At 63.1% G+C, this 20884-nt stretch carries 18 protein-coding genes and 1 tRNA gene; 10 read left to right on the forward strand and 9 right to left on the reverse strand.

All coding sequences use genetic code 11. From position 1 onward, the window contains the following. The first annotated feature begins 50 nt into the window (after positions 1 to 50). Positions 51 to 1256, forward strand: coding sequence for a GAF domain-containing protein (locus M1L53_RS08355; RefSeq protein ID WP_232319110.1), 1206 nt, complete (start codon positions 51 to 53; stop codon positions 1254 to 1256). On the opposite strand, the gene M1L53_RS08360 is transcribed toward M1L53_RS08355, so the two are convergent. Both M1L53_RS08360 and M1L53_RS08365 read right to left on the reverse strand, forming a co-directional pair. Further along, positions 1253 to 2713, reverse strand: coding sequence for an FAD-dependent oxidoreductase (locus M1L53_RS08360; RefSeq protein ID WP_054188787.1), 1461 nt, complete (start codon positions 2711 to 2713; stop codon positions 1253 to 1255). The genes M1L53_RS08355 and M1L53_RS08360 overlap by 4 nt on opposite strands. Before the next feature lie 82 nt (positions 2714 to 2795). After that, positions 2796 to 3977 carry an aminotransferase class V-fold PLP-dependent enzyme gene (locus M1L53_RS08365; protein WP_054188786.1) on the reverse strand — a complete coding sequence of 394 codons (1182 nt, stop codon included), beginning with the start codon at positions 3975 to 3977 and terminating at the stop codon, positions 2796 to 2798. Between the two features lie 14 nt (positions 3978 to 3991). On the opposite strand from M1L53_RS08365, the gene M1L53_RS08370 reads away from it, so the two are divergent. From M1L53_RS08370 to egtD, 5 genes are all read left to right on the forward strand, one after another. Beyond that, positions 3992 to 5266, forward strand: coding sequence for an APC family permease (locus M1L53_RS08370; protein WP_054188785.1), 1275 nt, complete (start codon positions 3992 to 3994; stop codon positions 5264 to 5266). A gap of 78 nt (positions 5267 to 5344) precedes the next feature. Beyond that, a complete protein-coding gene (gene egtA / locus M1L53_RS08375) occupies positions 5345 to 6568 on the forward strand; it encodes an ergothioneine biosynthesis glutamate--cysteine ligase EgtA (RefSeq protein ID WP_042448924.1) in 1224 nt (407 codons plus the stop codon). Beyond that, on the forward strand, positions 6565 to 7872 hold the full coding sequence (gene egtB, locus M1L53_RS08380; RefSeq protein ID WP_054188784.1) for an ergothioneine biosynthesis protein EgtB: 1308 nt from the start codon (positions 6565 to 6567) through the stop codon (positions 7870 to 7872). Before egtA ends, egtB begins: the two co-directional genes overlap by 4 nt. A gap of 1 nt (position 7873) precedes the next feature. Then, on the forward strand, positions 7874 to 8620 hold the full coding sequence (gene egtC, locus M1L53_RS08385; RefSeq protein ID WP_007728904.1) for an ergothioneine biosynthesis protein EgtC: 747 nt from the start codon (positions 7874 to 7876) through the stop codon (positions 8618 to 8620). Continuing rightward, the gene (egtD, locus tag M1L53_RS08390) at positions 8617 to 9588 is read left to right on the forward strand and encodes an L-histidine N(alpha)-methyltransferase (RefSeq protein ID WP_054188783.1); all 972 of its coding nucleotides are present in this window, start codon (positions 8617 to 8619) and stop codon (positions 9586 to 9588) included. Before egtC ends, egtD begins: the two co-directional genes overlap by 4 nt. Before the next feature lie 12 nt (positions 9589 to 9600). On the opposite strand, the gene M1L53_RS34860 is transcribed toward egtD, so the two are convergent. Beyond that, positions 9601 to 9948 (reverse strand): DUF4288 domain-containing protein, encoded by a 348-nt coding sequence (locus tag M1L53_RS34860; protein ID WP_397517559.1) that lies wholly within the window; start codon positions 9946 to 9948, stop codon positions 9601 to 9603. A gap of 96 nt (positions 9949 to 10044) precedes the next feature. Here M1L53_RS34860 and M1L53_RS34865 point away from each other — a divergent pair, with 96 nt between their 5' ends. Together M1L53_RS34865 and M1L53_RS08400 are read left to right on the forward strand one after the other, a co-directional pair. Then, on the forward strand, positions 10045 to 11586 hold the full coding sequence (locus tag M1L53_RS34865; RefSeq protein WP_054188781.1) for an HNH endonuclease signature motif containing protein: 1542 nt from the start codon (positions 10045 to 10047) through the stop codon (positions 11584 to 11586). 108 nt (positions 11587 to 11694) lie between these two features. Continuing rightward, entirely contained in the window at positions 11695 to 12900 is a 1206-nt protein-coding gene (locus M1L53_RS08400) for a sorbosone dehydrogenase family protein (protein ID WP_054188780.1), read from the forward strand. Positions 12901 to 12903: 3 nt separating this feature from the next. Here the strand turns inward: M1L53_RS08400 and M1L53_RS08405 are convergent, their stop codons facing one another. The 6 genes from M1L53_RS08405 to M1L53_RS08430 all read right to left on the reverse strand — a co-directional run bounded on the left by M1L53_RS08405 (position 12904) and on the right by M1L53_RS08430 (position 18997). Then, positions 12904 to 13791, reverse strand: a complete 888-nt coding sequence (locus tag M1L53_RS08405) for a cyclase family protein (RefSeq protein ID WP_054188779.1) — start codon at positions 13789 to 13791, stop codon at positions 12904 to 12906. Continuing rightward, positions 13791 to 15371, reverse strand: a complete 1581-nt coding sequence (locus tag M1L53_RS08410; protein ID WP_054188778.1) for an SLC13 family permease — start codon at positions 15369 to 15371, stop codon at positions 13791 to 13793. Before M1L53_RS08410 ends, M1L53_RS08405 begins: the two co-directional genes overlap by 1 nt. Positions 15372 to 15450: 79 nt before the next feature. Next, positions 15451 to 16107 carry a hypothetical protein gene (locus tag M1L53_RS08415; protein WP_030536285.1) on the reverse strand — a complete coding sequence of 219 codons (657 nt, stop codon included), beginning with the start codon at positions 16105 to 16107 and terminating at the stop codon, positions 15451 to 15453. Between the two features lie 239 nt (positions 16108 to 16346). Next, the gene (locus M1L53_RS08420; RefSeq protein WP_003946284.1) at positions 16347 to 17327 is read right to left on the reverse strand and encodes a ribose-phosphate diphosphokinase; all 981 of its coding nucleotides are present in this window, start codon (positions 17325 to 17327) and stop codon (positions 16347 to 16349) included. Between the two features lie 71 nt (positions 17328 to 17398). Then, a complete protein-coding gene (gene glmU, locus M1L53_RS08425; RefSeq protein WP_082900777.1) occupies positions 17399 to 18850 on the reverse strand; it encodes a bifunctional UDP-N-acetylglucosamine diphosphorylase/glucosamine-1-phosphate N-acetyltransferase GlmU in 1452 nt (483 codons plus the stop codon). A gap of 76 nt (positions 18851 to 18926) precedes the next feature. After that, positions 18927 to 18997 (reverse strand) — tRNA-Gln (locus M1L53_RS08430). A 154-nt stretch (positions 18998 to 19151) separates the two neighbouring features. On the opposite strand from M1L53_RS08430, the gene M1L53_RS08435 reads away from it, so the two are divergent. Together M1L53_RS08435 and M1L53_RS08440 are read left to right on the forward strand one after the other, a co-directional pair. Next, on the forward strand, positions 19152 to 19805 hold the full coding sequence (locus M1L53_RS08435; protein WP_003946303.1) for a TetR/AcrR family transcriptional regulator: 654 nt from the start codon (positions 19152 to 19154) through the stop codon (positions 19803 to 19805). A gap of 189 nt (positions 19806 to 19994) precedes the next feature. Continuing rightward, a complete protein-coding gene (locus tag M1L53_RS08440; protein WP_003946317.1) occupies positions 19995 to 20636 on the forward strand; it encodes a ScbR family autoregulator-binding transcription factor in 642 nt (213 codons plus the stop codon). Positions 20637 to 20884 lie beyond the last annotated feature (248 nt).

Below are 20884 nucleotides of genomic sequence, written 5' to 3' on the forward strand. Positions count from 1 at the left end.
TGGCCGTGTGGACGTGGTTCGCGTCACATCGAAAGCGGTAGCCTGACGGAGTGACCATCGTGGGGAACGCTCCCGAAGGCAGTCGGCTCGGTGCCGTCGTGCCGGGTACCGACCTGTCGCAGCATGCCCGCCTACTCAGTCGGGTGCACGACGCAGTTCTCTCCGGCCAGGAACCACCGGCGCAGCCGCGGACCGTCGTGGCGCGGTCGTGGTCGAGGGTGGCCGCCGGCGGGCTCACGCCGGATCACTGCGGTGCGTCTACTGTCGCCGATTTCTCCGAGTTGGAGGCGAGGCGTTCGCGTACCGCGCTGCGAAGCGTTCTGCCCGAACTGCGAACCACGCTCACCGAGGTCGCCGAGGACGCGGGCTTCATCGTGGTCGTTGCCGACGCCGACGGTGTCCTGCTCTGGCGCGAAGGGGCGAAGACCGTCAAACGTGCGGCGGACGCTCTCGGGTTCGCGGAAGGCGCGCGCTGGTCGGAGCAGTCGGTGGGGACCAACGCTATAGGTACCGCGCTGATCGAAGACTCTGCGGTGCAACTCTTCTCGGCCGAGCACTATGCGCCCACGCATCACAATTGGTCGTGTACCGGCTCGCCCGTGCACGACCCACGGACGGGCGAGATCCTGGGCGTGGTGGACATCAGTGGATCCGCAGCTTCGGTTCATCCCACCACCGTCGCGCTGGTGCGCACCGCGGTTCGCCTCGCGGAGGCGACGCTGTGGCGCGAGCACGCAGCTTCGCTCGAGCGCCTGCGCTCGCGCGCGGCGCCGTTGTTCGCGGCAGGAACAGGTCCGGCATTGGTGGTCGACGAGTACGGCTGGGTAGCCGGCGCCAGCGGGATTGCCGCGCCTGACCGCGTGGCAGCACCCAGTGCGGGAAAGCCCGTCATCGTGCCAGGTCTGGGGATGTGTCTGCCTGAGCCGCTCGGAGACGGCTGGCTGTTGCGCACCGGCGTCGGCGGGCCGTTGATCGAGCTGGAGCTGGCCCTCGGCGCATCGCCGCAGGTGACGGTGCGTGGTGACGCCAACTGGACGCGCGCGCTTTCGCCGCGTCACGCTCAGATCTTGCGGGCACTGGCAGCCGTCGGTTCGGCAGGTGTGGATGCCGCAGGCCTGAGCGAAGTGCTCTTCGGTGATCGCGAGCATGTCGTGGCAGTGCGCGCCGAGGTGTCCAGACTGAGGAAACACCTCGGCGCGGTCCTGCAGACTCAGCCGTACCGCTTTGCCGACGGTGTGCGAGTTGTGGTGATCTAGCGCGCCGCGCTGATTCCGGCACGACGTCCGAAGAAGCTGCCGTCGCCGAGACTTGTCCCGCTGGCGTAACCGCCCGCACAGACACCGGACGTGCAGCGACCCGCTGCGAAGAGTCCGGGGATCGGCGCACCCGAGACGTGCAGAACCTCGGAATCGACGGTGGTCTTCAATCCTCCCAGCGTGAATCCGCCTGTGCGGCCACGGAGATCGATTGCCGCGAACGGGCCGACGATCGGCTTCACCCACTCGGACTTCTTGCCGAGCACCGGATCCGAACCTTCAGCCGCGTGCCGGTTGTAGAGGTCGACGGTGGATTGCAGCGATCCGGCGGGCAGTCCCATCTCGCCTTCGAGTTCCTCGACGGTCTCCGCCACCCAGCTCGGCTGCGCCCGCAACTGTGCACTGGACGATTCGGCATTCATGCCTTCCTCGTACGCAGCTTCGTCGATCACGAGGAATGCCTGGTTGTCCTGCTGGAACAGCGTTGCCTGGCCGATGCGGCCGGGGTAGGTGTCCTCGGGGATGTATCGCTGACCGCGGCCGTTGACAAGAATGCCGCGCACCATCAACTGCGGGTCGCAGAAGAACGCGACCTCGGTGGCGTCCATGTGTGCGGTGTCGGCGCCGAGTGCCTGACCGATCTGGATTGCGCGGCCGTCGTGCGCCTCGATGGAGGCCGCCGGGTGGCCGAAGATGCGCGGTGCGTTCGAGCGCACCATCTCGTTGTTGTACGCGAAGCTGCCCATCGCAAGCACTACGCCCTTGCGTGCGCGAATCGCGACATCCTTGCCGTAGCGCTTGGCGACGACGCCGACAACCCGATCGCCGTCTACCACCACAGTTTGGACGCGCAGATCGTATTCTGCTCGGACGCCGAGCTTTTCGGCCGTCTCGACGAGTGGCTTCATCAGCATGTAGCCGCCGCCCTTCTCGCCGGTGTTCTTCTCGGACATCTGCGGAACGTGTCCGCGGGGCGCGGGATCGACGAGGGTGTTGAACGGCGCGGCGTTCTCGCCTCCCGAGTACATCAGGCCGTCGTCGTACGGCGGTTCCCAGCCGGGCTGACCCCAGAACGATTCCTTGAACGGGACCCCGGCGTCGACGAGCCAGTTGTAGTGATCGACGCTGCCCTCGCAGTACGCGTCGATCTTCGTATCGTCGGTTCCGGGGCCGAGCGCTGCCTTCATGAACGTCTTCATGTTCTCGACCGAGTCCTCGAACCCGCACGCCTTCTGCAACGGAGTTCCACCGCCCAGGTAGATGAATCCACCAGCCAGTGACGCGGCTCCGCCCCAACCGCCCGTCCGCTCCAGGACGAGCACCTCGGCGCCGGCACGCGCTGCTTCGATCGCAGCGGTGACGCCGGCGATGCCGTATCCCGCGACGACGACGTCGGCCTCGTAGTCCCAGGTGGTGATGTCGGCAGCGGAGATCGGTCTGACGGTGGGGTCGGCCATGCGAATAGTCCTCTCGGAAGGCGAAACTGCTGATCACCCCACAGTTGCAGTTTCGACTTCCACAGATCAGGCATGGTCCCGGTCAACGGGAGGTTTGTAATCCCCTGACCGCGCCCAGAAATGTGTCCAGGTCGGCTTCGTCGACGAAGTAGTGCGGCGATGCGCGAACCACGGCATCGAGCCCGCGGGCATCCATGTCGAGGAGGGTGGACCCGCGACCACTGACGGTAACGGTGATGTTCTGTGCTGCAAGCTGATCCCGCACCAAGTGCTCGGGGATACCGTCGACGGTGAAGGAAACGATGCCGCTCAGTTGGGTTCCTCGATCGCGGACTTCGACTCCGGAAATCGCTGCCAGACCTTCCCTCAGCGTGACTGCTCGGGATTCGATCTGCTCCCACGCCGTGTCGGTGCCGATCGAGAGCAGATAGTCGGCGGCGACGCCGAGACCCAGGCGCGCAGCGACACTCGTTTCCCAGAGCTCGAATCGTGTTGCGTCCGGTGCGGGTACGAAGCTGTTCTCGCCGGTCCATTCCGCTCCGTGCAGGTCCATCGCAGCGGGTTCGAGTGCGTCGACGAGTCCGGGGCGGACGTACAGGAATCCGGTTCCGCGTGGCCCGCGGAGCCACTTGCGGCCGGTTGCGCTGAGGGCGTCGACGCCGAGTTCGGTGACGTCGATGGGCAATTGGCCGACGGACTGGCATGCGTCGAGCAGAACGAGCGAGCCGTAGGCCCTCGCGAGTTCGACGACCTCGCGGACGGGGTTGATCAGGCCGCCGTTGGTGGGGACGTGGACGACGGAGACGACGCGAACACGATCGTCGAGCATGTTCTCGAGTGCGTCGAGGTCGATGCGTCCGTACTGATCGCTCGGGATGATCTCGACGTGGGCACCGGTCGAACGCGCCCGCCCCAGTGCAGCGATGGCGTTGCTCGCGTATTCGACTCCGCTGATGAGAATTCGATCACCGGGTCCGAGCGGAACGGCAGCGAGGAAGTCGTTCCACGCGCGGGTCGCGCTGTCCGTCAAAGCGATATCGGTTGCCTGAGCACCGATGACCCGGGCCAGCGAATGGGGAACAGCAGCGAGGGCGCCGCTCTGACGAGCAGCTGCGACGTATCCGCCGACGTCGGCTTCACGTCGCAGGTGCTCGATCATCGTGGCCGGCACCGGCTCGGGCGGGAGCGAGGATCCCGCGCTGTCGAGGAACACCTTGTCAAGGCATCCGGGAGTGTCGCGGCGGATCGTGTCGAGATCGAACATGGCACCTTCCGTTCATGTCGGTGTGGTTCAAACTACCTGTGAACGAAGCTGTCCCGATGGAGCGAAGACTGGGCACCGCCGATGCCGTGGTGATCGGCCTCGGCGCGATGATCGGCGCCGGAGTCTTCGTGGTGTTCGCGCCTGCTGCCGCAGTAGCCGGTACCGGGTTGCTTGTGGGCCTGGTGATTGCAGCGTTCATCGCCTACTGCAACGCGACGTCGTCGGCGCAGCTTGCGGCCAGATACCCCACTTCAGGTGGGACCTACGTCTACGGACGTGAGCAGCTCGGACCCTGGTGGGGGTTTGCCGCCGGCTGGTCGTTCGTGATCGGGAAGACCGCGAGCTGCGCGGCAATGGCCCTGACTTTTGCGACGTATGTTGCGCCTACGGCCTGGCGTGTCCCCGTCGCGGTATTGGTGGTGGCAGCGCTGGTTGCAGTCAACTATCGCGGAGTCACGCGGACGGCGCACATGGCCAGGGTGATCGTCGCCGTGTCGACGACGGCGCTGTGTGTAGCGCTGGTGGTTGCCGTCGTCGGTCCTGGTGCGGTGCGCGAGTTCCCGGACGTCGCGTTCGGGTCGTGGTACGGAATTCTGCAAGCGGCGGGGCTGCTTTTCTTCGCGTTCGCCGGTTACGCCAGGATCGCGACGCTGGGGGAGGAAGTGCGTGATCCGCGTCGAACGATTCCGCGGGCGATCCTGATCGCACTCACCGTCGCCGTTGTCCTCTATGCGCTGGTAGCGGTGGTGCTGTTGGTGACGCTGGGACCTGATCGGCTGGCGAATTCGGCGCGACCACTGGCAGATGCGGTGGGCGCAGTCGGGTGGAGTTGGGCCGTTCCCGTAGTGGTGATCGGTGCCGCGGCGGCGTCGGCGGGGGCGCTGCTGGCTCTGATCGCCGGCGTGAGTCGTACGGCGATGGCGATGGCCCGCGAGCGCGATCTGCCAGTGGCCCTCGCTGCAGTCCATCCACGGTTCGGGGTCCCTCACCATGCGGAACTTGTGGTCGGTGCCGTTGTGATCGCCTTGGTCTCGACAACCGATCTTCGTGGGGTGATCGGCTTTTCGTCGTTCGGAGTGCTGCTCTACTACTTCGTCGCGAACGTGAGTGCGTACAGCCAACGCGGTGTGGACCGGATGTATCCGAAGTGGCTGCAAGCGGTCGGCGCGGCTGGTTGTGTCGTTCTGGTGGTCACACTTCCGTGGATCGCGGTTGTTTCCGGCGCAGGTGTGGTTCTGGCCGGTTGTGGGTACCGGTGGATACGACTGAAGAAATTCAACGACACGTAACACCACAAAGGGTGCATCTCGGACGTTGGCGTTCTATCGTCGGTAGCGACCGCGAAGACCGCCCGAAGGGGAAGTCGAATGGTGACAGCAGCGTTGACAGCAGCACAGACCACGCAGGTGGATTCACGTCCTGCGGCCGAGGCCTACGTCGGTGGTGTGTGCTTCAAACAGGGGCCACCCCGTTTGGTCGGAGCTGAGCTCGAGTGGCTGACCAGCCAGGTTCCCGGTGGGGAGCGGCCGTCAGCAGCGACTCTGGCAAAGGCACTCGGGCGATACGCGCCCACCAGTATCGACCCGGATTCACCAGCGGTTCCGCTTCCTCGTGGCAGCCTCGTCACCGTAGAACCTGGCGGACAGATCGAACTCTCGTCAGCGCCGCGGACGTCCGCCCGAGAACTGTGTGACTGTCTCGACGAAGACCGTCGTACTCTCGAAACACTCCTCGCGTCGTACTCCATCGAAATCAGTTCTGCCGCGGCCGACGTCGCCCGCCCACCTTCCCGGATTCTCCGGTTGCCACGCTATTGCGCAATGGAATCCCGCTTCGCCGGGATAGGACCGTACGGCACCTTGATGATGTGCAATACAGCAGCAGTGCAGGTCAGTGTCGATGCCGGCGGCAGCCCGGAGTCCATTGCCCAGCGTTGGCGGCTCCTCGGGGACATGGGGCCGGCGCTCATCGCTGCGTTTGCGTGTTCTCCACGCTTGCAAGGGGTTCCGAGAGGGGATTGGGCGTCCCAACGCATGCGGACGTGGCTCGAACTCGATTCCTGGCGAACGGTCGCAGTCCCGGAAGTGCAGGACTACGCCGGCTGGGCGCTCGATGTTCCGCTGATGTGTGTGCGAAACGAGGGCGACGATTGGACGGCTCCGCGGGGTGCCACTTTCGGGGACTGGATAGACGGCGCTGTGGATGCCGAGATCGGACGCCGACCCGTCTGGGCGGACTTGGACTATCACCTGTCCACGCTGTTCCCGCCGGTTCGCGCTGTCGGCCATCTGGAGGTTCGCTACATCGATGCGCAGCCGGGAGATCTGTGGCGAGTACCGGTAGCAGCGATCGACGCGTTGCTGTCCGGGCCTGCCGTGATGCGTGAGGCGAGTGATGCCGCAGCGTCGACGGCCGGGAGATGGCGGGATGCGGCAGAGTACGGTTTGGACGACGTCGAACTGCGTTCGGCGGCAACCTCTCTGATGTCGCTTGCCGCGTCGTACGCGCCGGAGCCGCAGTTTGTCCGTCTTCTCGATGCCGCAGCCGAACGGTGTTGTCGCGCAATTGTGCCCGGTGAGAGCGACACATGACGGGGGAGATCACCAAGGAAGCGGTCGAGGCCGTACTTCTGCGAGCGCGTGAACGGTCGACGCTGCTCACCGACTGCGTCGACGATACCGAATTGGTCGCTCAGCATTCTCCGTTGATGAGTCCACTCGTGTGGGACCTGGCGCATATCGGCAATCAAGAGGAACTCTGGCTGGTGCGAGATGTCGGTGGCCGCGATCCGGTGCGTAGCGACATAGACGAGCTGTACGACGCGTTCAAGCATTCGAGATCGTCAAGACCCACACTTCCCCTGCTCAACCCGGCCGAGGCGCGCGAATACGTACGTACGGTTCGCGGGAAGGTCTGGGATGTGCTCGAAGCCAGCACCTTCGGACGCACAGAACTCGACATGGACGGTTTTGCCTTCGGGATGATCGCGCAGCACGAGCAGCAACACGCCGAAACCATGCTCGCAACCCACCAATTGCGTTCGGGACCCACGGCACTCGTTGCCACACCCGCTCCGCAAGCGGCCCGCATGCCGGAACTCGACGAGGTCACGATCCCCGCCGGCCCCTTCGTCATGGGGACCGACGACGAACCGTGGGCACTCGACAACGAGCGCACTGCGCATCAGGTCTATCTCACCGACTTCGCGATCGACAGATTCCCGGTCACCAACGGGCAGTTCGTCGAATTCATCGAGGACGGCGGCTATTCCCGACCGGAACTGTGGTCCCGTGACGGTTGGCGGCATCGCGTCGACGCGAAGCTCCGTGCACCACTGTTCTGGGAACGCGACAGTTCGGGTTGGTGGCACGAGACTTTCGGCGTCGAGGCTCCGGTCCCACCGGACAAGCCCGTCGTGCATGTGAGCTTCTACGAAGCCGAGGCCTACGCGAGTTGGGCAGGCAAACGGCTTCCCACCGAGGCGGAATGGGAAAAGGCCGCGCGGTGGGATCCGGAAACCGGGAGATCACGACGGTTCCCGTGGGGGGACGTGTCCGCAGACGAGAAACTTGCCAATCTCGGTCAGCGCCATCTCGGTCCAGCGGGCGTCGGCTCGTACCCGGCGGGTGCATCGGCAGCGGGTGTCGAGCAGTTGATCGGCGACGTGTGGGAGTGGACGTCTTCGGGTTTCCATCCGTATCCGGGTTTCCGGGCCTTCCCCTACCGGGAGTACTCGGAGGTGTTCTTCGGCGGCGACTACAAAGTGTTGCGAGGGGGATCGTTCGGGACCGACAGCGTTGCCTGCCGGGGGACGTTCCGCAACTGGGACCACCCGATCAGGCGCCAGATCTTCTCGGGTTTTCGCTGCGCCAGAACGATTTCGGGTAGATCCTGACATGTGTCGGCACCTCGGGTATCTCGGGCCGCCGCGTTCGGTTCGTGAACTCCTCCACGACGGCGAGAACTCACTGATGCGACAGTCGTGGGCACCTCGCGAGATGCGTGGCGGCGGGACCATCAATGCCGACGGATTCGGCGCGGTGTGGTGGAACGGTGGAAGGCAGGGACGGTACCGCAGTATCTCGCCGATCTGGTCGGACCCGACAGTCGACGAGACGTTGTCCCACATCGTTTCCGGATCCGTTCTCGCCGCCGTACGTTCCGCGACGGAGGGGATGGCCGTCGAGATCGGTGCCTGCGCACCGTTCGTCGACGGAACCTACGCTTTCAGCCACAACGGAGCGGTATCCGGTTGGCCTGGCTCACTCGCCGACTTGGCAGCAGAAGTTCCGGCCGTCGAATTGCTGAAGATGCCCGCGCCGACGGATGCTGCCTTGTTGTGGACAGTGCTTCGGCATCGGTTGAAGTCGAAGCCCGCGGAAGCCGCCGTGACGAGCCTCGTTCACGATGTGGCTGCGGCGGCACCGGATTCACGATTGAACCTCCTGTTCGGCGACGGGCAGGAACTGTGGGCCACGGCGTGGGGCCACACGTTGTACACGCGGGTCGACGAGTCGCGGGCACTGATCGTTTCCGAACCGTCCGATCGTTCACCGGACTGGGAGCAGGTGCCGGACCGGCACATCGTCTGCGCGCGTCCCGGCCATTTGATCATCACCCCGATACCGATGGGAGAACAATGAAAACCCCTACGCTCGAGGTTTATCTGACACCGGCCGAATCGGTCGACGCATTGCGAGCCGAGGCCAGGGAGGGCTTGACCGCTACGCCGAAGTGGCTCTCGCCCAAATGGTTCTACGACGCGCGTGGAAGTGAACTGTTCGAGGAGATCACGGCCTTACCCGAGTATTACCCCACCCGTACCGAACGCGGCCTGCTCGCTCGGTACGCCGACGAGATCGCGGCGTTGACCGAACCCGAGATCCTGATCGAACTGGGTTCAGGTTCCTCTGAGAAGACGCGGTTACTCCTCGACGCGATGACGGCTCGCGGAACTCTGCGAACGTATGTACCACAGGATGTTTCGGTGACGGCCCTCGAAGGTGCGGCGCAGCAAGTCGGTGCCGAGTTTCCCGGAATCGACGTGGTAGGGGTGGTCAGTGACTTCACCGGTTCGCTGCATCATCTACCCGGGGGTGGACGGCGCGCGGTCGCTTTTCTCGGTGGAACTCTCGGCAATCTCATTCCGGCAGAACGCGCCGAGTTCCTCTCGGGCATTGCAGCGGTGCTCGATCCCGGTGAGAACCTGATCCTGGGCGTGGGATTGGTGATCGATCCCGCAGTCCTCGTGCCCGCCTACGACGACGCTGCCGGTGTGACTGCGCAGTTCAATCTCAATGTTCTCTCGGTCCTGAACAAGCAACTGGGAGCGAACTTTCCCTTGGAGGACTTCCGTCACGTCGCGCTCTGGGATGCCGAGAACGAGTGGATCGAGATGCGCCTGGAAGCACTTCGTGAAGTCTCGGTGCACATCGACGACCTGGATCTGGAGATCACCTTCGCAGCGGGCGAGCAGCTGCGCACCGAGATCTCGGCGAAGTTCACCGAGGAAGGGATTGCCGCGGAACTCGCGTCCGCGGGCTTCGGGGTACGGAAGGTGTGGACGGATCAGGATCAGCGCTTTGCGCTGTTGTGCGCGCAGCGGGCGTGAAGTGGGCGCTTGTCAGAGGATGCTGTCTCCCCCCCCTAGAAGTGTCTCAAAAGTTCTGTAGGCGGCAATATTTGAGAAGTGTCGAGAGTAGAGATCTGCGGTGCCGGTATGGACAGCGTCCGACACCGGCGCAAGATCCACGAGATGCGCGAGTTTTACATAGGACTGGTCATCGCTCGCGCCGAGCGGATACTCCTGCTCGCCGGCCTTGCGCTCGAATTTTGACTGCGCCTCAGCGGGGTCGCCAGCCCAGATGAGATAACAGTCCTCTCGGTAGAAGCACCCGACCCCGTCATTCTTCCCCAACTCGAATATCGCTATGCCGAAGTACGGTTGATCTCGTGTCGGATGCTGAGTCATGCGATTGAACGTAGTGACATCGGAGCGCAAAAGGTATCGGTGAATACCCCGGGATTTCGCAAAAACTTGTCGGTGGGCGCCCGTAGAATCGCTCATATGTTCGAATCGAAGACTTCCGCGGACGCGCTGTTTCGGCAGCATGCGGAAATCGCGCGCGCCCACTTCCTCGAGATCGACGCGGTCACTGCGCTGTACTTGGACCGTTGTGAGGAGGATGCCGCGGTTGGAGTCAATGAGGCTTTTCGGGGTCAATTCGCGCACGTGGAGATCGCGTCGATACTGAGCATTACGGAGTACGCCGCGCAGAAAATGATTGCACTGGGATGTGACCTGCGCTGGCGACTTCCGCGGGTGGCGGCCGCTTTTGCTTGCGGTGACATCGATCTGGCCAAAGCGATGGCACTGTCCGAAGCTCTCGCCAACGTTTCCGAGCACGCGCTCGATGACATCGAGCGACTCCTCGTGGACGGTGCCTGCCGTGTAACCGGTAACAAGTTGAAGGCGCGCGCACGAGGTCTCATTGCTCGGCACGACCCTGATGGGGTGCGTGCCAGGCGAGTTCGTGCGGAGGCGGATCGGGACGTTCGGACGTGCGCGTCGCACGACGGTATGTCGACTCTGGACGGAATGCTTCCAGCGGTCGGCGCTCAGACTTTGGCCACGAGGCTCCGTGCGATGTCGATGCAGGTCTGTGGTTCCGATCCGAGAACTTTCGGGCAACGGCGTGCCGATGCACTGATCGCATTGGCGGAAGGAAAGACGTCGTTGGATTGTCAGTGCGACGGCGATTGCACCCGTAGGGATGATACGAAGACCTCCGCGCTCCCGATTGCGACAATTCTTGTGGGTGTCAACGCCTCCACCCTGCTCGGATTCGACGACCTGCCAGGCTATTTGCAGGGGTACGGCCACATCGATGCCGACCATGCGCGCGCGATCGCCGCGGACGCCACGTGGCAGAGAGTCCTCACCCTTGCACCGTCCGAGGTGCAACATTGTTCGACTGCGGGGGCAGTCGGACCGGTGCTCGGCGTGGGTCGGTCGATGCGCTCACCGGAGATATTGCCCGCTGCGGCAAGGGATAATCGCTCGAGAAGGAACAGTGGTTCGCGGCGCGGTGAATCCACGTACCAGCCGTCCGCGGCGTTGGTGACGATTGTAAGGACGCGAGACGGTACGTGCCGCTTTCCGAATTGTGTTGTGCGTTCTGATAGTTGCGATATCGATCACACGGTGCCGTTCGATCACGGCAACCCCGCTCAGGGAGGGCCTACTGCAGAACGGAACTTGGCCTGTCTGTGTCGAAAACATCACCGACTGAAGACGTTTGGCAGGTGGACAGTGAAGCAAATCGGAGGTGGTCTTCTGGAGTGGAAAGATCCGTCAGGACGACGAACGGTTACCGCGCCCGTAGGCCCATTCTGTGACCCCGAACTGAGAGTGCCCGACGCGGCGAGACTGCATTTGACGGACGACGATGCGCTGGAACGACGTTTCGGACTTCGGGACAGGGGAGTGGAAGCGGATCTCGAATACCTCCTGGACTGGAGTGTGCCCGGCTGGCGGAAGGCACGATCTGCATCAAGACGTAACGCATCCCCACTGGCGAACGCTTTGCCGGAGTTTGCCGACTTCTGAAGGGGTTTCGTTTCTCCTGTGGCCTGCGGGTATAGCGAGAGGGCCCGAAAAATGGTGTTTGTCTGTTTATAGTGAGGCGCAGAACGGTTTCCGACCCGAGGAGAACGCGTGCGTCATCCGAAGCTCGCCGCATTGACCGTGGCCCTGACTGCAGTACTGGTGATGCCGGTAACGCAGAGCGTGGCTCAACCATTCCCCTTCGACCCCGGCAGTTTCGGCAACGGAAGCACCGGATCGTTGGGGAGCGACGACCCGGACATACCCATCGAGGACACCCTCCCGCAGTTGTCGGTCACCACACTGGTCGACGGACTCGACCACCCCTGGGACGTGGTGGCGGCCCCGGACGGTGCAATCCTGACCGGACAACGATCCGGCGGATTCTTCGTTCGCCGAGGCGACAACACGACAGGTCCAGTCGCTGCTGACCTTTCGGATCTCTACGCGCAGTCCGAAACCGGGCTCATGGGCATCGCGCTTGCTCGCGACTTCGCTCAGTCGCGCACCCTGTACACCTGCCAAGGATTCAGCGCTGGGGGAGTCACGGACGTTCGAGTGATCGCGTGGACCGTCGACGCCGGATGGACCGCACTCACGCGAACCGGAACTGTATTGCCAGGAATCCCGGTCTCGTCCGGGCGTCACGGGGGTTGCCGAATTCTTGCGGCGCAGGACGGAACGCTGTTCGTCGGGACGGGTGACACCGCGACGCCGAGCGTCCCCCAGGATCCGAATTCGCTGGGCGGCAAGGTCTTGCACATCAACGCCGACGGAACTCCGGCGGCGGGGAATCCGAATGCTTCCAGCCCGGTCTACACGCTCGGGCACCGCAACGTCCAAGGCTTGGCCGTGCAACCCGGAACCGGCCGGGTGTACTCGGTTGAACAGGGCACAAGCGTCGACGACGAAGTCAACCTGCTTACCCCCGGCGGAAATTACGGCTACCGCCCGGATCGGCTTCCCGGAACGTACGACGAATCCGTGCCGATGACCGACCCGGTGCGAGTGCCGGGAGCAATTGCGGCGGTGTGGCGTTCGGGTAGCTCGACGTTGGCTACCGCCAGCGCTGCCTTCACCGGTGGAGCTGCATGGGGTGCCTGGGACGGTGCGCTCGTAATGGGTGGCCTCAAGAGCAAGGAACTGATCTTCCTCCGCCTGAATGCCGACGGACGCTCGGTCGACGCGCAGACCTTCGGGTTGGAGAACCAGTTCGGTCGCTTGCGGTCGGTGACCCCGACGCCCGACGGCTCGCTCCTGGTGACCACCGACAACGGCGCCGGCGACAAGGTGCTGCGGGTGACGCCCACGCCCTGATCTTCAGTACCAGGCGATGACCCGGCACGGACCACCCGAACCACCCGCATGCGTCGGCGCTCCCACCATCACCGTGGCGCCGACGGCCGGAAGTGCGGACAGATTTGCGAGGGCTTCGACTGCGTACTTTCCTGAGCCCAAAGCGCTTCGGTGAGCCCCGTGGGTGGTGCTTCGGCCCGCGTCGATGCTGAGGGTGTCCGAGCCCACGGCGACGATGTTGCGCTCGCGGACGAGAAAGTCGATCGCCTCGGGGTTGAATCCCGGTGTGTGTTGCACGCCGAGTGCATCTCGATTCGTGAAGGCGCCACCGGCACCGGCCCGGGTATCCCAACCCGAGTTCATCGCAACCAGGCTGCGGGGAGCGATGGTCCCGTGGAGGGACTCCCAATCGAGGATGTCCTGGCGGGTGAGCAGTGTGTCGGGGTCGACGGAGGCTCGGGCACTGATGTCGACGACCGCAATCGGCACGACGAGGTCGGCGACGGGAATCTTCTCGACGGTGATTCCGTCCGCACTGGCGTGTGCGGGAGCGTCGATGTGAGTACCAGTGTGTTCTTCGAGGCGGAGTTCGTTGAGGTAGAAGTTTCCACCTGACTCGGCGGAGCCGAGCGAGCCCAGAGACCCGCCGGCGTCGGCGATCTTCGCCAGGTTCCTCATCTCGAACGAGCGCGCGCCCGGCCACACCGGGAACTCCGGCGTCAGTACGTGGGTCAGATCGACGATGGTCTGACCTGTTGGTGCTGCCGACGCAGTGGGCTGTACAGCGCCGGCCATGACGGTCGCGCCGAGGGCACCGGTGCCCAGCGCCGCGAACATCGATCGACGGCTGATCTTCCTGCCTTCGCGTCCTATCGATTCGTAGACCTCCGACAAGACCTTCGGTGAGCACATCAGAAACTCCAGATCACTGGGATCAACACCGTTGCAACTATCAGGAACCACAACAACATCGGGAGTCCGAGCTTCCAGTAGTCGCCGAACTTGTAACCACCAGGGCCCATCACCATCATGTTGGCGGGAGTGGCTACAGGCGTCAGGAAGGAGGCCGCGGCAGCGACGGTGACCGTCATCAGAAGGGGCAGCACCGAGATGTCGAGTTCGATGGCGACCGAGATCGCGATCGGCGTGATGATCAACGCGGTTGCAGTGTTGCTGATCAGCTGGCCCAGAGTCGCCGTCACGACGAAGAGTCCAGCGACGACGACATACGGGCTTGCCCCACCGACGACGTCGACAAACGCATGCGCGAGCTTTTCGGCCGCGCCGGTCTGCTGGATTGCGGTCGACAGCGGGATCATTCCGCCGACGAGAATCAACGTTGTCCACGAGATGGACCGATGCGCCTGCTCGACGCTGATGACTCGTAGCAGCACCATCGCACATGCCGCGAGGAGTCCGGCTATCGCCGACGGCACCAATCCGAACGTCAGCATCACTACCATCGCCGCGACGATGACGAGAGCGATGACCGCGCGGGTTCCCAACGGGGCTGCCTGCTTACGGATCTGGGCAGGCGCGTCGACCACGAGGACGTTCGGATCGACGGCGGTGTGGGTGTCGAGATCGTCCCAGCTTCCTTGCAGGAGAAGCGTGTCACCGGCCGCCAACTTGACGCCCTTGGGGCCGCAGTCCTCACCGGCGCGCTGGACTGCGAGTATCACCAGATCTCCACTGTCGGTCACCATGCCCGGAAAAGCCCTGTCGCCGATCATTTCCGAGCGCGGCGGGATGATCACTTCGACCACGCCGTCGTGCTTGGTGATCAAGGGCTCTGCGGACGGCGCATCCTTTCCCATGAGCTGATACTGCTTCGCGAGGGTCTTGGCATGCCGGCTCAGGTCAGGCGACATCGACGTCCCCGCACGATGGGGGAGGACGTGAGGACCGAGAAGTACGGCGATCGCAATCGTTCCCAATACGAGCGGCGCACCGACCAAGGTGAAACTGAAGAACCCGAAAGCACCGGCCCCGGATTCCTCGGCGGCTTCGGAAACGATGATGTTGACCGGTGTTCCGGTCAAGGTGAGCATCGATCCGGCATGGGCGGCAAATGCCAACGGCAGAAGCAGTTGTGACGTCGATTTACCGAGACGTACCGCCAAGACGACCACCATCGGTACCAACGCGGCTACGGCCCCGTTGACGCTGATCAATGCGGTCAACGCGGCAACCAGCAACATGATCGCACTCACGAGACGGACTCGGGATTCGCCGACTTTCGCCAGCAGTTTCTCGCCCGCCCATGTGGTGACACCGGTGGCGTCGAGGGCTTCGCTGACGACAAAAAGCGCGGCGATGAACACCACCGTGGGATCGCCGAATCCGGCGAGCGCCTGCTCCATCGTGATCACACCGGTGGCGTACAGCGCCAGGGCAGTGCCGATCGCGATGATGCCGACCGGGATTCGGCCGATCACGAACAGTGCCACGACCAGTGCAAGCACGACGAAAGTGATGGTGATGTCATTCACGATTCGTAAAGGTACCTGCTCATACAGAACGGCCCCGTCTCGCAAGTGAGACGGGGCCGTGGGACGGACGCGAGGGGAATTAGTTGGAGGCGGCGATGCGGGCCTTCTCGAGAGCGGCCAGCGTGCGAAGAACCGTGGCCTTCTGCTTGTTCAGATCGCTCAGTCGTGCGCGAGCCGGCAACCCTTGTGCGAGTTCGGCGACCTTGATCTGCTCGTCGATCGAACCGAGCTGATCGAGAAGCCCTAGGACGCGCGTCTGGAGCGTGTCGATGTCCACGGTGTCGGTCTTGACCGGAGCGGCAACGCGCGTCGCTGTGCCCGTGCTGGCGGGGCGGGAAGCGCGTGCGGGTGACGTGTCGGCGACAACCGTTGCGGCGCGGGGCCGAATTGCCTTGCGAACAGCGGCTGCATCAGGAAGGACGTCCATACGGATCTCGTTCAGGACTCGGCGTGCCTCGCGTGCGTTGACGCGGTACTCGCGCTCTTCGTCGTCGTCGGACTGCAGCGTGCCGCCGAGCGGGCGCAGACCGTACATGCCGAGGAAGCGCTTGGCGTCGTCGATGATGCCTTCGTTTTCACGGCATTTTCCGCAGCGGGGTTCGTTGCGGAACATGTCCACGGAGTTGTCGTCTCCGCACCAGACACAAGATCCTGGGCGCCACCGCCGGATCGTCGGAACTGATGAATTCAGGGAATGAGATTCGGGCCGGGATTCCAGGGTTTGCGCGTCGATCACGACGAGCCACACTAGGCGAAGATTGCGGCGCGGTGAACACCGCCCCAACATCGACCTGGGTTTCTCGACGGTAGCGTGATCAAGATCATGTCAATCGTCGCATTCGGCGGTATTCGTGTGTCCCACAGGTGGTTTCATGATGACCGTGTGGTCTGTTTCTGAGACCTTCACGAAGACGACGACGGGCGCGTACCGGTGACCGTGAAGTCACAGGTACGCGCCCGTAGTGCGGCGCGAGACTAGGCGCTGCCGTTGAACAGCGAAGTCACAGAACCGTTCTCGAAAACTTCCTTGATGGTGCGAGCGAGCAGCGGTGCGATGGACAGCACCGTCAGCGTCGGGAACTTCTTCGACTCGTCGATCGGAAGTGTGTTGGTGACAACAACTTCCTTCGCGCCACACGTCGACAGACGCTCGGCCGCAGGGTCGGAGAGGACGCCGTGGGTTGCAGCGATGACGACGTCACCTGCACCGGCCTCCTTGAGCACCTTGACCGCGCCAGCGATGGTTCCGCCGGTGTCGATCATGTCGTCGATCAGGATGCAGGTGCGACCTTCGACCTCACCGACGACGCGGTTGGACTTGACCTGGTTGGGTACCAACGGGTCGCGCGTCTTGTGAATGAATGCCAGCGGTGCTCCGCCGAGCGAGTCGGCCCACTTCTCGGCGACACGAACGCGGCCCGAGTCGGGGGACACCACCGTGATGTTCTCGAGGTTGTAGCCCGCGCGAATGTGGTTGGCCAACTGGCTGTGTGCGTGCATGTGATCGACGGGGCCGTCGAAAAAGCCCTGGATCTGATCGGTATGCAGGTCGACCGTGATGATGCGATCGGCGCCGGCGGTCTTGAGCAGGTCGGCAATCAGGCGAGCGGAGATCGGCTCGCGTCCGCGATGCTTCTTGTCCTGGCGGGCGTACGGGTAGAACGGAAGAACGGCGGTGATGCGCTTTGCCGATCCACGCTTGAGAGCGTCGATCATGATGAGCTGCTCCATCACCCACGTGTTCAGCGGTGCCGGATGACTCTGCAGGACGAACGCATCGGAGCCGCGAACCGACTCTTCGAATCGAACGAAGATCTCACCGTTCGCGAAGTCGCGCGCGGTCTGCGGGGTGACGCGGATGTCGAGTTCCTTCGCCACCTGCTCCGCCAACTCGGGATGTGCGCGACCCGAGAACAACATCAGGTTCTTCTGGTTGTCGATCCAATTCGCAGTCACTGGTTCATGCCGTCCTTTTGTACTTGCCGGTCGATCTGGTGGTGATCTGTGCTGTCTGTTGTGCAGGGCTGTCAGGTTGTTGCAGGGCCGTCAGGTTGTGCAGCTGCTGCAGCGGCATCGGCCGCGGGTGTGCCGGGACGATTCTTCTGGACCCAGCCCTCGATGTTGCGCTGCACCCCACCCGAGACGGCGAGCGCCCCAGGCGGTACGTCGTTCTTCAAGACCGTGCCCGCACCCGTGTATGCGCCGTCTCCCACGACGAGAGGGGCGACGAACATGGTGTCGGAGCCTGTTCGGACATGCGACCCCACCACAGTACGGCTCTTGTTCACCCCGTCGTAATTGACGAAGACGCTCGAAGCTCCGATATTGCTGTGATGGCCGATGGTGGCGTCGCCGACGTAGGTAAGATGCGGAATCTTCGAATGCTCGCCGATATCCGCGTTCTTGGTTTCCACGTAAGCGCCGATCTTGCCGTGTGCCCCGAGGCGGGTACCAGGCCGGAGATAGGCGAAGGGGCCCACAGTCGCGTCCGCGCCGACAACGGAGTCGGTCCCGTGCGAGCGGACGACTACTGCGCGCTCACCGACGGTCACGTTGTCCAAGGTGGTATCCGGGCCGATCACGGCGTCTTCGCCCACCGAGGTTGTGCCGGTCAACTGAACTCCGGGCAGGAGCGTCACGTCCTGTGCGACGTGCACGTCGCAATCTATCCATGTGCTCGCAGGATCGACGACGGTGACGCCGGCACGCATCCACTTCTCGAGGATCCGACGGTTCATCTCGCGGGCGAGCGTCGAGAGCTGCACGCGATCGTTGGCGCCCGCGACGAGAACCGAATCCGCGATGTGCTGAGCACGAACACGCTTGCCCGCGCGACGGGCGATCATGATCACATCGGTGAGATAGAACTCGTGTTGTGCGTTGTTGGAGTCGAGGGACGCCAGCGCGTCGCGCAGAGTTTCGAAGTCGAAGGCGTAGACCCCTGAATTGACTTCGGTGATCGAGCGCTGCGAATCGGTGGCTTCCTTCTCCTCGACTATGGCGTTCACCTCGCCGTCCGTCGTACGAAGGATTCGCCCGTAGCCGGTGGGGTCGACGGCCGTCGACGTCAACACCGTCACCGCGGCCGCGGGAGCAGCCGTGTGCTGGGCGAGGAGGTCTGCGATGGTCTTTCCGTCGAGCAGAGGCACGTCGGCGGCTGTGACGAGTACGGTCCCGGAGAAGTCGGCCGGCAACCCCTCGAGCCCACAACTGACAGCGTGCCCGGTGCCCTTCTGCTCGTCCTGAACAGCGACGGTGACGGAACGGTCCAGTTCCCCGGCGACTGCGTTCACGGCTTCGGTGACACGCTCACGATCGTGACCGACGACGGTCACCAGGTGCGTGGGATTCAGTGAGGTTGCCGCGTGAAGCGAATGTGCCAGCATGCTGCGTCCGGCGAGAGTGTGGAGGACCTTGGGAGTCTTCGACTTCATTCGTGTACCGGCACCCGCTGCGAGAACGATCACGGCGGTCTGCACTGGTTTGAGCTCCCTCTGTCGATCAAACTGTCGATCAAGACATACATTCCGCTCGGGAAAGCATGTTGTTCACCAGCTCCGCCGCCAGGACTCGAACCTGAACTATCTGAACCAAAATCAGAGGTGCTGCCATTACACCACGGCGGATTGCCACGCATTGCCGAGCCTTGCGGCCGAACGCGCGAAAGAATAATCGCATGCCGACCCGCCGTAGGTCGAACCGCTCCTCCGATCGGGCCCCCGAAGTCCCGATAGGCTGAGCGTCCACAGCAGTGATTTGTGTGTCGGCGAGAGGAAGACAATGGCGACGGTGTCCGGTTCGGGTGGCGGGGATCCAGTTCCCGAACGAGTGACACGGATCCGGATGACCGGTACCCAACGTCGGCAACAGCTGATCGAGATCGGGCGGGCATTGTTCGCCGAACGGGGATACGAAGCGACCTCGATCGAGGAGATCGCCCAGCGCGCGAACGTGTCCAAGCCTGTCGTGTACGAGCACTTCGGCGGCAAGGAGGGGCTGTACGCCGTCGTAGTGGACCGGGAGATGTCGCGACTCCTCGAGATGATCACGTCTTCGCTCTCACAAAATCGCTCGAGAGTTCGAGTCGAGCGGGTTGCGTTGGCTTTGCTCACCTACGTGGAAGAGCACACCGACGGATTTCGGATACTCGTGCGCGATTCGTCCGTTGTCGCGCCCAGTGGGACATATTCGAGCCTCCTCAACGATGCGATCAGTCAGGTGGGCTACCTATTGGCGGGGGACTTCTCCAGACGCGGTTTCGACCCCGGACTAGCAACGATGTACGCACAGGCGCTTGTCGGCATGGTGTCCACTACGGCTACTTGGTGGCTCGACGAACGGACTCCGTCGAAGGAAGTTGTCGCCGCTCACCTCGTGAATTTGTGTTGGAATGGGCTGACGAATCTGGAAGCCGATCCACAATTGGAGGGTTAACCAGGCGCGCCTGCCGCGCAGAGATGGATCGCGGTCTAAGCTGTGTTCGCTGTATCACGATCGTTTGATGGGCAAATGTCTCATTTGTTTGCAGGGTGGGTTGAATGCCGAACCGTGCCATCCATTTTGACGCTGTGAACGGGTAAGACCAAGAATTCGTTCGATGTGTGGTGATTGGAGGCCGGATCGATGGTGAGGCAAGAGCGGGCAGAAGCCACCCGTGATTCGGTGCTGCGCGGAGCAGCGGGTGTGTTCTTGCGCCTGGGCTATGCCAATGCCAGCTTGAGCGAGATCATCGCCGAGTCGCAGGTGACCAAAGGCGCCCTGTACTTCCATTTCGGGTCCAAGGAAGAACTCGCGCGGGCGGTGATCGACGAGGGTTCGGCACGTTTCGACGCAAAATGTGAGCTCTGGTTGGACCGTCGAACTCCCGCGCTCGAGTCACTGATCGGTATTTCGTCGGTCATCGTCGACATCGGTGCGCATGACGCCATGGTTAGAGCTACGTTCCGCTTGTTGGTCGAGATCGGGGACTATCGGGGCTCCGGGCCGGCGACTCTGGACGTGTGGCTCGACATTTACCGTGAACTTGCCAGCCGTGCGGCCGACGAAGGTGATCTGCGTTCGGACGCGGATTCTGCTGACATTGCTCGTTTCCTGTTGGAAGTTGCGTCGGGAGTCCGGCTGATGGCAGCCGCGACCGGGACCGTTCGTGAGCTTTCGGACTCCATGAAGGCATCGTGGAACTTGATACTGCCGATCGTGGTCCCGGAATCGAAAGTGGAGTACTTCAGGCAATTCGCGGCCCGTCGCCTTGCCAGTGATCACTGAAATCACTGGCTCTCCGCACTGCTCCTTGGTCAATTTGCTGCAAATGTCCTGGTAGGGACATTGTTCTCTTTGTTCTGCATTCGAAACAAACTAAGAGTATGTTTATAGTGTTGATGGGAATCTGGAAGTCCGATCTTGCCGTCAATCTTCGGATTGCGGTATGTTCTATCGGTAGCTGAAGAATTGCTGAGAATGAAGGTTTGTCAGGGCAGGGTGACGGCGTCGGCGCACCGGGCAGCATAGGGGGC

The organism is Rhodococcus sp. T9N (assembly GCF_024436645.1).
Lineage (GTDB): Bacteria > Actinomycetota > Actinomycetes > Mycobacteriales > Mycobacteriaceae > Rhodococcus_F > Rhodococcus_F qingshengii.